The organism is Meiothermus cerbereus DSM 11376 (assembly GCF_000620065.1).
Taxonomy (GTDB): Bacteria; Deinococcota; Deinococci; order Deinococcales; family Thermaceae; genus Meiothermus; species Meiothermus cerbereus.
Genome location: NZ_JHVI01000001.1, coordinates 234941 through 244208 on the forward strand (window position 1 = coordinate 234941; position 9268 = coordinate 244208).

Consider the following 9268-nt stretch of genomic DNA (forward strand, 5'->3'; position numbering starts at 1 on the left):
TCTACTTGCCAGCAGTCTTGCCAGGCTTGGTCTTGATTACCTCATCCGCGTAACGAATACCCTTGGCGTGATAAGCATCGGGGGGACGCACAGCACGCACATTGGCGGCAACCTGTCCCACGAGCTGCTTGTCGATGCCAATGACCCGAATCTTGGTAGGCTCGGGCACTTCAAAGGTAATGCCAGCTGGGGGAGTAACGATGTCTTTGTGGCTGTGTCCCACGGTTAGCTCGAGGTTCTTGCCTTGCATGGCCGCACGGTAGCCGGTTCCGCTAATCAGCATCTCCTTCACGTACCCTGCCGAAACCCCCTGAACCGCGTTGGCAATGAGGGTACGGGTAAGGCCGTGCAGGCTTCTGTGGGTACGGCTGTCCGAAGGACGGCTAACGGTAATGGTTCCCCCTTCGTTTTTAACGATCAGGTCGGCATGCACAGGTACAGTCAGCTCGCCTTTGGAGCCCTTGACCTTTACATAGCCCGCGGCCACTTCCACCGTCACGCCCTTGGGTAAAGTGATGGGTTGTTTTCCGATGCGGCTCATTACCACACCTCACAAATCACTTCGCCGCCCACGCCCAGCTTACGGGCTTCACGGTCGGGCAATAGGCCTTTTGAAGTCGAGACAATCGCCAACCCCAGGCCGCGGCGCACGTTGGGCACGTTATCGGCAGTCACGTACACCCGGCGACCGGGACGGCTCACCCGGCGGATGTGCTTGATGACCTGCTCGCGGCGGGGACCATACTTGAGGGTCAGGCGCAGGAAAGGCTTACCCTCCACTTCGATACGTTCCATCCCTTTGAGAAAACCTTCCTTAACAAGGATGCTGGCAATCTGCTCCTTAAATTTGGAAGCAGGCACGTCCACGCTCTCCTTGTAGACCTGGACTCCATTTCGAATCCGGGTCAGCATATCGGCAATCGGATCACTAAGCATTACAGGATCTCCTTCTTCTTGGGTGGCTCCGCTTGGTCTGGAGGTTTGCAGAACCCGGTCTTGGCAAAGCAAGCCAACCTGTCAGTTCAGAACTTCCACAGAGGACACCCTGGATTGGCCTTGCGGTATCGGCGAAAACTCACCGACCTACAAAGCAATCTTTACCAGCTGGCTTTCTTTACACCAGGCAACTGGCCCTTGTGGGCCATTTCGCGGAACTGAAGACGCGAGAGGCCAAAGTAGCGCAAGTAAGCCTTGGAGCGCCCCGTAACCGCGCAGCGGTTCTTGTGGCGGGTAGGGCTGGCATCGCGGGGAAGTTCGGCCAGCGCTGCGTAATCGCCCGCAGCTTTGAGGGCCGCCCGCTTGGCTGCATACTTGGCAATGGTCTTCAGCTTGCGCTTCATCTTTTCGACTTGGGATTTCTTAGCCATAATTTCACCTCCTTTCCAAAACAGCGAACAACTCACGCATGATAGCAAAAAAGATGTGAGCTATTTACGGAACGGGAACCCGAGCAGCTCGAGCAGGGCTTTAGCTTCCTCGTCGGTTTTGGCCGTAGTGACCACCGCGATATCCATCCCGCGAACTGCATCCACCATGTCGTAGGTGATCTCGGGAAAAATGGCTTGCTCCCGCAGGCCCAGGTTGTAGTTACCTCGGCCATCGAAAGCACCGGGGTTAACCCCACGGAAGTCGCGGATGCGGGGCAGGGCAATGTGAACAAGCTTCTCGGCAAAAATCCACATGCGGTCACCACGCAGCGTAACCCGCAAGCCAATCGGCATGCCCTGGCGCAGCTTGAAGTTAGAGATGGATTTCTTTGCGCGGGTAATGGCGGGCTGCTGACCAGTGATGACGGCCAGTTCCTTGCCGGCTTTTTCCAGGATACGGCTGTCTTCCTTGGCTTCACCCAGACCCTGGTTAACCACGATTTTGACCAGGCGGGGCACCGCCATGACGTTATCGTAGCCAAAGCGCTTCATCAGTTCAGGGCGGATCTCTTCCAGGTAGCGTTTCTTGAGGGCAACTTCTAGTGGCATATACAACCCCCTTATTTGGTATCCAGCACGCCGTCGCACTTGGCGCAGGCGCGCACCTTGGTGCCGTCGGGCAGCACTTTCTTGCGGATACGGGTCGGCTTCTCGCAGCTTGGACAAATCGGCATGACCTTAGAGGCATGAATGGGCGCCTCGGTCTCGATAAAGCCCCCCTGGGGGTTGCGGGGGTTGGGTCGAACCGCACGTTTGATTATGTTCAGTCCTTCGACCACTACCAGCCCCTCTTTGGGCATGACAGCCTTGACTTTACCGGTTTCACCGCGAAGTCCTTCCTTACCGGAAAGAACCAGCACCGTGTCCCCTTTTTTGACGTGTATTTTCATTATTCCTCCGATTTTGCTTCAGGGTCGGGACTGCCAACGCCTTAAAGACCAAATGGCAAGTTTAGCAGAAATCGCCCCAAAAAGCATCCTGTGCAAAAAGCTTGCCCAGGCTATCTTCCCGGCAAGCTAGGCGCGGGACGAGAGGCCCAGGAAGCCTCTCGTGTATCGGAACAACTTGCCTACGGCAAGAACCCGCAAACCCATCTTATGGCTTAGAGCACCTCGGGGGCCAAAGAAACGATCTTCATGAACCCGCGCTCGCGCAGCTCGCGGGCCACTGGCCCGAACACACGGGTTCCCCGCGGCTCGTTCTGGGGGTTGATAATGACCGCGGCGTTGGTATCGAAGCGAATGGAAGAGCCATCCTGCCGGCGAATTTCTTTGGCCGTCCGAACCACCACTGCCTTGACCACATCGCCTTCTTTGACCATGCCCCGGGGGATGGCTTCTTTGACCGAAGCCACAATCACATCTCCCACACTGGCATACTTACGGTAATGACCGCCCAACACCCGGATGCAGGCAATCTTGCGGGCACCGGTATTATCGGCGACTTCCAGCACGGTTTCTTGCTGAATCATGCTAGGCCCTCCTGTTTATTTGCAGCACCGAAGGGAATCACGCGTTACCCCGCTGTTTGCGTAAGAGGTAACGCTCAACCAGGTCCATGCGACCCTCCTCGATGCGTCCAATCACCACAAACTTCTTGTTTTTGGAGATAGGGGTGGCTTCCCGAATCTCAACCACATCACCCAGCTTGTACTGGTCGTTTTCGTCATGGGCAAGGTACTTTTTGGACTGTTTAATGACCTTGCCATACAGCGGGTGCTGCATCTGGCGCTCGACCAAAACCGCAACGGTCTTCTGCGCCTTATCGCTCACCACCACGCCAGTAAGAACTTTTTTAGGCATTACGAACTCCTTTCTTTAGGCCTTATTAGCGCGGGGCGTTTGGGCCTCGAGCCCTTTGGTTTTCTCGCTCAGCACAGTCATCATCCGAGCAATTTCGCGCTTTGCCTCGGAAACCCGATGGTTTTTGTCAAGCTGTCCGATGCTGGCCTGGAAACGCAATTCCATCAGCTCTTTCTTGGTGTCCTGAATCCGCTTTTGCAGTTCGGCCAACGAAAGTTTGCGCAGCTCACTGGGCTTCGTCATAGGCATCGCGTCTCACCACCTTGGTCTGAACAGGCAGCTTGTGGCCGGCCAGGCGCAAAGCTTCACGGGCTTGCTCTTCGGTCACACCAGATACCTCGAACATGACCCGGCCCGGCTTTACTACCGCCACATACCCTTCTACGTTCCCTTTACCTTTACCCATCCGCACTTCCAACGGCTTCTTGGTATAAGGCTTATCGGGGAAGATGCGGATGAAAATTTTGCCACCACGGCGGAAATGGCGCACCATAGCCACACGGGCCGCCTCGATCTGCTGGCTGGTAACCCACGAGGGCTCCATCGCCACCAAACCCCACTCGCCAAAGGCTACGTAATCGCCCCCCTTGGCGGTACCCCGCATACGGCCCCGGTGGGCCTTGCGATACTTCATGCGCTTGGGCATCAACATGCTTTATTCGCCCCCTTCTTTCCCCGTCACGCCAGCCTTGCGAACGGCAGAGCGGCGGCGGGGTTTGCCATCCTGGTCACGCTTTGGCGCCGCTGGACGGGCCGCAGGTGCGGCACCCGGCACCACTTTCTTGCCACCGATCACCTCGCCCATAAAGACGTAGGCCTTGACCCCAAGCGAGCCATAGGTGGTCTCGGCTCGAGCCGTTCCATAGTCGATATTGGCCCGCAGGGTGTGCAGGGGAACCCGGCCGTCAGCCGCCCATTCGACGCGGGCCTGCTCGGCCCCTCCGATCCGGCCCGAAACCACAATTTTGGCCCCCTGGGCACCCGATTCGCGCACCCGCTGCACCGCCTGCTTGATGCTACGGCGCACAGCAAAACGCCGCTCGATCTGCTCGGCCACGCGCTGGGCCACCAAAGGCGCAGAAAGGTTGGGGTTGCCCACCTCCTGCACATTGAGCGCCACGGTCTTACCAGGGAACTTGGCCTGTAAGGTCTCGCGCAGGCGCTTGATGGTCTCGCCCCCGCGCCCAATGACCACACCCGGCTTGGCCGCATAGACCATAACGGTAACATTGTCGGCGGCGCGCTCGATATCAATGCGGGCCAGGCCAGCCTGGCGCAGTTCTTTTTCGATCAGCTGGCGAATCAGACGGTCTTCCTGCAGGACTTTGGCGTAGGCCTTTTTGCTTGCGTACCAGCGGGACTCAAAATCGCGGGTGATACCCAGGCGCAGACCTACGGGATTGATCTTGTTACCCATTTTTATCCCCCACGATGATGGTGATATGACTGGTGCGCTTCTTGATCATATTGGCGCTACCACGGGCTCGAGGCAGCATCCGCTTGATGGCCGGGCCTTCGTCCACATAGGCCGCTTTGACATAAATCTGGTCTTCGATCATGTTTTTGCGGTCGTCGTTCATGCCGTTGGCTGCAGCGGACTCGAGCACCTTAGCCACCACTTCCGAAGCGCGGTGGGGGGTGTACTTGAGGATAGCCCGGGCTTCCTCGAGCTTCTTACCCCGAATCAGATCCACCACCAGGCGCACCTTTTGAGGCGACATGCGGACATAGCGGGCCGTGGCCTGGGCATAGGTGTGGGCGGTTTCACCCTTGAGAACCTCGCCCCGCTTACGCAGCGGCAGCTTGGCATAGCGCTGTAAGCCCGCCGAGCCGGGGTGGTGAGCATCGCGCAGGTCTTTGCGAATATCGCTGCGCTCGCCTTTCTTGAGACGTTTTCTGGCTTCCATCATCTACCCCTTACTTCTTAGCGGTCTTGGCCTCTTTGCTGTGGCCGCGGTAGGTACGAGTGGGCGAAAACTCACCCAGCTTGTGCCCAACCATCTGTTCGGTTACATAAACCGGCACATGCTGCTTGCCGTTGTAGACCGCCAGGGTATGACCAATCATCTCTGGAACAATGGTGCTCCGACGGCTCCAGGTCTTAATCACCCGCTTTTCGCCTTTGGCGTTCATCGCCTCGACTTTTTCCAGCAGGTGGCTTTCCACAAAAACTCCTTTTTTCAAGCTACGTGGCATAGTTCACCTCTACTTACGACGAGACACGATGAGTGCGCTCGAGGGCTTCTTCTTCTTGCGGGTCTTGAGACCTTTGGACTGCTGGCCCCAGGGCGAGACTGGCGGACGGCCACGCGGTGCCCGGCCCTCACCACCACCGTGCGGGTGGTCTACCGGGTTCATGGCCGTACCGCGCACGTGGCCCTTACGGCCCAGGTGGCGCGTGCGGCCCGCCTTGCCAAGCACGATGTTCTTGTGATCGGCATTGGAAACCACCCCGATGGTGGCATAGCATTCACCGTGCACTTTACGCAGCTCGCCAGAGGGCAGACGCAAAATTACGTAATCGCCTTCACGGCCCTGCACCTGTACGCTGGTGCCGGCGCTGCGGGCCATCTTGGCGCCCTTACCGGGCTCGAGCTCCACCGCATGAATCACCGTACCGACCGGGATAAAGCGCAGCGGCAGGGCATTGCCCACCGCGATGGCAGCTTCGGGGCCACTGGTTACCACGCTGTCGACCTTCAGGGCATCGGGGGCCAGGATGTAGCGCTTTTCACCGTCGCGGTAAAACAACAGGGCGATACGGGCCGTGCGGTTGGGGTCGTACTCAATAGCTGCAACCCGTGCAGGAATGCCCGCCTTGTCCCTCCGACGGAAGTCGATGATGCGGTAAAGCTGCTTGTGACCACCGGAAATAAAGCGGCTGGTGGTGCGGCCTTGGTTGTTGCGCCCCCCGGTTTTCTTCATCGGGGCAGTGAGGCTCTTCTCCGGACGTTTTTTGGTCAGGTCAGAGAAGTCCGCCACCGTCATAAAGCGGCGCGATGGGGTGTAGGGTCTGAATTTCTTTACTGCCATTTTTCTCTTCCTCTCACTTGATACGGGCTAACCGAGTCGCCCTGATGCCAAGTGGATTTTTGCCCCTTCATCGTTAAGCGCCGTGAGATACGCTTGTACGCTCGGTCTCGAGGCGGTTCGGAGGGCAAAGGGCGGGGTGGCCATACTGCTTCTGCCATATTCCCCAAAACCCCAGTCCTCCTAGATAAAAGCCCCCAATCGGAACCAACCGATTTAGATCAGTCCTTCCAGAGCTTCAATCTTCTGTCCAGCGGCCACCGTCACGATGGCCTTTTTGCGGTCGGGGCGCTTACCCATAAAGCGGCCCAGGCGCTTGTGCTTGCCCAGGACATTCTGGGTATTGACCCGCACCACCTTAACCTTGAAGGCGGCCTCAACTGCGTTGGCAATCTCGGTCTTGTTGGCCTTGGGATGTACCCAGAAGGTATAAACCCCATCGGCAAAACGGCCATACGCCTTCTCCGACAAAACGGGTTGGATGATGACATCGTGGGGCGTTTTCATCAGGCTTCACCCCCTTCACTCAGGCCCAGCCTGGCTTGCACGCCCGCCCAGGCCGATGCCTCCATAACCAGGGCTTCCTGGCGCATGATGTCGTACACGTTAAGGCCTTCGGGGGCCAACACCCGCACCTTGGGCAGGTTGCGGGCCGCGCGCACCACCTTCTCGTCGCTGGTTACCAGCAAGATGGAAGGGCCCTCGAGGTTGTGGGCTTTGAGCCAGGCCACAAACTCCTTGGTCTTGCCATTTACACCCTTGAAATCTTCCACCAGAAAGAACTTGCCTTCCTTGGCGCGGTCGGCCAGGGCCATGGACAGGCCCAGCTTACGCACTTTTTTGGGCAGGGTGTAGCTGTAGTCACGGGGTTGCGGCCCAAAGACCGTGCCGCCACCGACAAAGATGGGGGCGCCGTAGTCACCGTGCCGGGCTCGGCCGGTGTGCTTTTGCGCGTACATCTTCTTGGTGGTGAAGTTCACCATACCGCGGGTCTTGGTAGCTGCCGTACCCCGGCGGCGCGAAGCTAGCTGCCAGCGCACCACCTCGTAGAGCACATGGCCCTTCACCTTTTCGGGAAGCGCCGCCTCCACGGTTTTGTTGCTTCCGAGTACCGGAAGGTTATACATCACTTACCTCCCTTGTTGCCCTTAACAGCAGGCACCTTGCTGGTCTGGCGCACCACCACCAGACTGCCGTTGGCTCCCGGCACCGAACCCTTGACCAGAATCAGGTTCTCACTCTCGAGCACGTCCACCACCTCGAGGCCCTGAATCGTCACGCGTTCATTGCCCCAACGCCCGGCCATCTTCTTGCCCTTGAAAACCCGGCCCGGGGTCTTGCGGTTACCAATCGAACCACCGTGGCGGTGAATCTTGTGGGCGCCGTGAGAATCGTTGCCACCGGCAAAATTCCACTTCTTCATCACGCCCGTGAATCCGTGACCCTTGGAAGTACCGGTCACGTCCACCACTTCACCGGCATTGAAAATGCCGACCGTTACAGTGTCGCCCTCGGGGTTGAAGCCCCGCAACTCGCGCAGGTACTTCACAGGCTCCACACCAGCCCTGGCAAAGTGACCCTTGGCAGGCTTGTTGACCCGCTGCGGCTTCTGGCTTTGAAAGCCAAGCTGCACTGCTTCGTAACCGTCTTTATCGGCAGTTTTGCGCTGCACCACCGGGCAGGGGCCGGCCAAAATCACCGTCACGGGCACAGCCTTATCGCCCTTCCAAATCTGGGTCATGCCCACTTTGGTTCCAAGGATGCCCTTCATTAGCGGCCTCCTAGCATCTTGAGTTCAATCTCGACGCCGGTCGGCAGGTCGAGGTTGCGCAACCCCTCAATGGTCTTGGGGGTGGGGTCGGAAATGTCCACCAGTCGGTTGTGGGTGCGCAGTTCAAAGTGTTCCCGGCTGTCTTTGTGCTTGAAAGGGCCCCGCAACACAGTGAAGCGGCGGATACGGGTCGGCAGCGGCACCGGGCCGGAAACCTGCGCACCGCTACGGCGGGCCGTCTCCACAATTTTGGCCGCCGAAGCGTCCAAGCTCTTGTGGTCGAAGCCCCGAAGTTTGATACGAATCTTTGGCATTCAGGGCCTCCCTTACTCGATAATCTTAGCCACCACACCAGCGCCCACAGTGCGACCGCCTTCACGGATGGCGAAGCGCAGACCTTCCTCCATGGCGATGGGCTTGATCAGCTCCACCGTAAAGGTGACGTTGTCACCCGGCATCACCATCTCTACCCCTTTGGGCAGCTCCACCACCCCGGTCACATCGGTGGTGCGGAAGTAGAACTGCGGACGGTAGTTGTTGAAGAAGCCGGTGTGACGTCCACCCTCTTCCTTCTTCAGGATGTACACCGAGGCCTCGAACTTGGTGTGCGGCGTGACGCTGCCGGGCTTGGCCAGCACCTGGCCCCGCTCCACGTCTTCACGGCTCACCCCGCGCAGCAGCAGGCCCACGTTGTCCCCGGCAATCCCTTCGGTCAGGGTCTTGCGGTGCATCTCCACCCCGGTCACCACCGTCTTCTGGGTATCCCGCAGACCCACAATCTCCACTTCCTCACCGGTCTTGATGCGGCCCCGCTCAATACGGCCCGTGGCCACCGTACCGCGACCGGTAATGGTAAAGACGTCTTCCACCGGCATCAGGAAGGGCTTGTCCACATCCCGCTGGGGGGTGGGAATGTAGCTGTCGATGGCATCCAAGAGCTCCCAGATGCGGTCGACCCACTCGTTCTCGCCCCGCTGGGTCTTGGGGTTGGCCATCATATGCTCCAGCGCCTTCAGGCCCGAGCCGCGGATGATGGGGGTATCGTCACCCGGGAACTCGTACTGGTTCAGGAGGTCACGGATCTCCATCTCCACCAGATCCAAGAGTTCGGGGTCGTCCACCATGTCGATCTTGTTCAGGAAGACGATGATGTAAGGCACCCCCACCTGACGCGAGAGCAGGATGTGTTCGCGGGTCTGGGGCATGGGGCCGTCGGTTCCCGAGACCACCAGGATGGC

General features: G+C 58.7%; 18 protein-coding genes. All 18 read right to left on the reverse strand.

Annotated elements, in window-relative coordinates; all coding sequences use genetic code 11:
• Position 1: 1 nt before the first annotated feature.
• Entirely contained in the window at positions 2 to 541 is a 540-nt protein-coding gene (rplF, locus tag Q355_RS0101200; RefSeq protein ID WP_027876097.1) for a 50S ribosomal protein L6, read from the reverse strand.
• The gene (rpsH, locus tag Q355_RS0101205; protein ID WP_027876098.1) at positions 541 to 936 is read right to left on the reverse strand and encodes a 30S ribosomal protein S8; all 396 of its coding nucleotides are present in this window, start codon (positions 934 to 936) and stop codon (positions 541 to 543) included. Before rpsH ends, rplF begins: the two co-directional genes overlap by 1 nt.
• 161 nt (positions 937 to 1097) lie before the next feature.
• Positions 1098 to 1367 (reverse strand): 30S ribosomal protein S14, encoded by a 270-nt coding sequence (rpsN, locus tag Q355_RS0101210; protein WP_027876099.1) that lies wholly within the window; start codon positions 1365 to 1367, stop codon positions 1098 to 1100.
• Between the two features lie 60 nt (positions 1368 to 1427).
• Positions 1428 to 1976, reverse strand: coding sequence for a 50S ribosomal protein L5 (rplE, locus tag Q355_RS0101215; protein WP_027876100.1), 549 nt, complete (start codon positions 1974 to 1976; stop codon positions 1428 to 1430).
• An 11-nt stretch (positions 1977 to 1987) separates the two neighbouring features.
• Positions 1988 to 2317 (reverse strand): 50S ribosomal protein L24, encoded by a 330-nt coding sequence (rplX, locus tag Q355_RS0101220; protein WP_027876101.1) that lies wholly within the window; start codon positions 2315 to 2317, stop codon positions 1988 to 1990.
• A 212-nt stretch (positions 2318 to 2529) separates the two neighbouring features.
• Positions 2530 to 2898, reverse strand: a complete 369-nt coding sequence (rplN, locus tag Q355_RS0101225) for a 50S ribosomal protein L14 (protein ID WP_027876102.1) — start codon at positions 2896 to 2898, stop codon at positions 2530 to 2532.
• Positions 2899 to 2935: 37 nt separating this feature from the next.
• Entirely contained in the window at positions 2936 to 3229 is a 294-nt protein-coding gene (gene rpsQ / locus Q355_RS0101230; RefSeq protein WP_027876103.1) for a 30S ribosomal protein S17, read from the reverse strand.
• A 15-nt stretch (positions 3230 to 3244) separates the two neighbouring features.
• Positions 3245 to 3478, reverse strand: coding sequence for a 50S ribosomal protein L29 (gene rpmC / locus Q355_RS0101235; protein ID WP_027876104.1), 234 nt, complete (start codon positions 3476 to 3478; stop codon positions 3245 to 3247).
• A complete protein-coding gene (rplP, locus tag Q355_RS0101240; protein ID WP_027876105.1) occupies positions 3456 to 3881 on the reverse strand; it encodes a 50S ribosomal protein L16 in 426 nt (141 codons plus the stop codon). The genes rpmC and rplP overlap by 23 nt, the downstream gene beginning before the upstream one ends.
• A 3-nt stretch (positions 3882 to 3884) precedes the next feature.
• Positions 3885 to 4646, reverse strand: coding sequence for a 30S ribosomal protein S3 (rpsC, locus tag Q355_RS0101245; RefSeq protein WP_027876106.1), 762 nt, complete (start codon positions 4644 to 4646; stop codon positions 3885 to 3887).
• The gene (rplV, locus tag Q355_RS17050; protein ID WP_036258420.1) at positions 4639 to 5025 is read right to left on the reverse strand and encodes a 50S ribosomal protein L22; all 387 of its coding nucleotides are present in this window, start codon (positions 5023 to 5025) and stop codon (positions 4639 to 4641) included. Before rplV ends, rpsC begins: the two co-directional genes overlap by 8 nt.
• A gap of 121 nt (positions 5026 to 5146) precedes the next feature.
• A complete protein-coding gene (gene rpsS / locus Q355_RS0101255) occupies positions 5147 to 5425 on the reverse strand; it encodes a 30S ribosomal protein S19 (protein WP_027876108.1) in 279 nt (92 codons plus the stop codon).
• A gap of 9 nt (positions 5426 to 5434) precedes the next feature.
• The gene (rplB, locus tag Q355_RS0101260; protein WP_027876109.1) at positions 5435 to 6262 is read right to left on the reverse strand and encodes a 50S ribosomal protein L2; all 828 of its coding nucleotides are present in this window, start codon (positions 6260 to 6262) and stop codon (positions 5435 to 5437) included.
• A 213-nt stretch (positions 6263 to 6475) separates the two neighbouring features.
• The gene (locus Q355_RS0101265) at positions 6476 to 6766 is read right to left on the reverse strand and encodes a 50S ribosomal protein L23 (protein WP_027876110.1); all 291 of its coding nucleotides are present in this window, start codon (positions 6764 to 6766) and stop codon (positions 6476 to 6478) included.
• Positions 6766 to 7386 (reverse strand): 50S ribosomal protein L4, encoded by a 621-nt coding sequence (gene rplD / locus Q355_RS0101270; RefSeq protein WP_027876111.1) that lies wholly within the window; start codon positions 7384 to 7386, stop codon positions 6766 to 6768. Before rplD ends, Q355_RS0101265 begins: the two co-directional genes overlap by 1 nt.
• The gene (rplC, locus tag Q355_RS0101275) at positions 7386 to 8030 is read right to left on the reverse strand and encodes a 50S ribosomal protein L3 (RefSeq protein ID WP_027876112.1); all 645 of its coding nucleotides are present in this window, start codon (positions 8028 to 8030) and stop codon (positions 7386 to 7388) included. The genes rplD and rplC overlap by 1 nt, the downstream gene beginning before the upstream one ends.
• A complete protein-coding gene (gene rpsJ, locus Q355_RS0101280; RefSeq protein ID WP_027876113.1) occupies positions 8030 to 8344 on the reverse strand; it encodes a 30S ribosomal protein S10 in 315 nt (104 codons plus the stop codon). The genes rplC and rpsJ overlap by 1 nt, the downstream gene beginning before the upstream one ends.
• Positions 8345 to 8356: 12 nt before the next feature.
• Positions 8357 to 9268: elongation factor Tu (gene tuf, locus Q355_RS0101285; protein WP_027876114.1), on the reverse strand; the 912-nt coding region annotated here is incomplete at its 5' end.

Bases quoted from the DNA above. Each gene is read 5' to 3' on its own strand.
- rplX (WP_027876101.1), bottom strand. From the start codon at position 2,317: ATGAAAATACACGTCAAAAAAGGGGACACGGTGCTGGTTCTTTCCGGT.
- rplD (WP_027876111.1), bottom strand. From the start codon at position 7,386: ATGTATAACCTTCCGGTACTCGGAAGCAACAAAACCGTGGAGGCGGCG.
- rplE (WP_027876100.1), bottom strand. From the start codon at position 1,976: ATGCCACTAGAAGTTGCCCTCAAGAAACGCTACCTGGAAGAGATCCGC.
- rpsS (WP_027876108.1), bottom strand. From the start codon at position 5,425: ATGCCACGTAGCTTGAAAAAAGGAGTTTTTGTGGAAAGCCACCTGCTG.
- rpsN (WP_027876099.1), bottom strand. From the start codon at position 1,367: ATGGCTAAGAAATCCCAAGTCGAAAAGATGAAGCGCAAGCTGAAGACC.
- rplN (WP_027876102.1), bottom strand. From the start codon at position 2,898: ATGATTCAGCAAGAAACCGTGCTGGAAGTCGCCGATAATACCGGTGCC.
- rplC (WP_027876112.1), bottom strand. From the start codon at position 8,030: ATGAAGGGCATCCTTGGAACCAAAGTGGGCATGACCCAGATTTGGAAG.
- rplB (WP_027876109.1), bottom strand. From the start codon at position 6,262: ATGGCAGTAAAGAAATTCAGACCCTACACCCCATCGCGCCGCTTTATG.
- rpsC (WP_027876106.1), bottom strand. From the start codon at position 4,646: ATGGGTAACAAGATCAATCCCGTAGGTCTGCGCCTGGGTATCACCCGC.
- rplP (WP_027876105.1), bottom strand. From the start codon at position 3,881: ATGTTGATGCCCAAGCGCATGAAGTATCGCAAGGCCCACCGGGGCCGT.
- rpsJ (WP_027876113.1), bottom strand. From the start codon at position 8,344: ATGCCAAAGATTCGTATCAAACTTCGGGGCTTCGACCACAAGAGCTTG.
- rpsQ (WP_027876103.1), bottom strand. From the start codon at position 3,229: ATGCCTAAAAAAGTTCTTACTGGCGTGGTGGTGAGCGATAAGGCGCAG.
- rpmC (WP_027876104.1), bottom strand. From the start codon at position 3,478: ATGCCTATGACGAAGCCCAGTGAGCTGCGCAAACTTTCGTTGGCCGAA.
- rplF (WP_027876097.1), bottom strand. From the start codon at position 541: ATGAGCCGCATCGGAAAACAACCCATCACTTTACCCAAGGGCGTGACG.
- rpsH (WP_027876098.1), bottom strand. From the start codon at position 936: ATGCTTAGTGATCCGATTGCCGATATGCTGACCCGGATTCGAAATGGA.
- Q355_RS0101265 (WP_027876110.1), bottom strand. From the start codon at position 6,766: ATGAAAACGCCCCACGATGTCATCATCCAACCCGTTTTGTCGGAGAAG.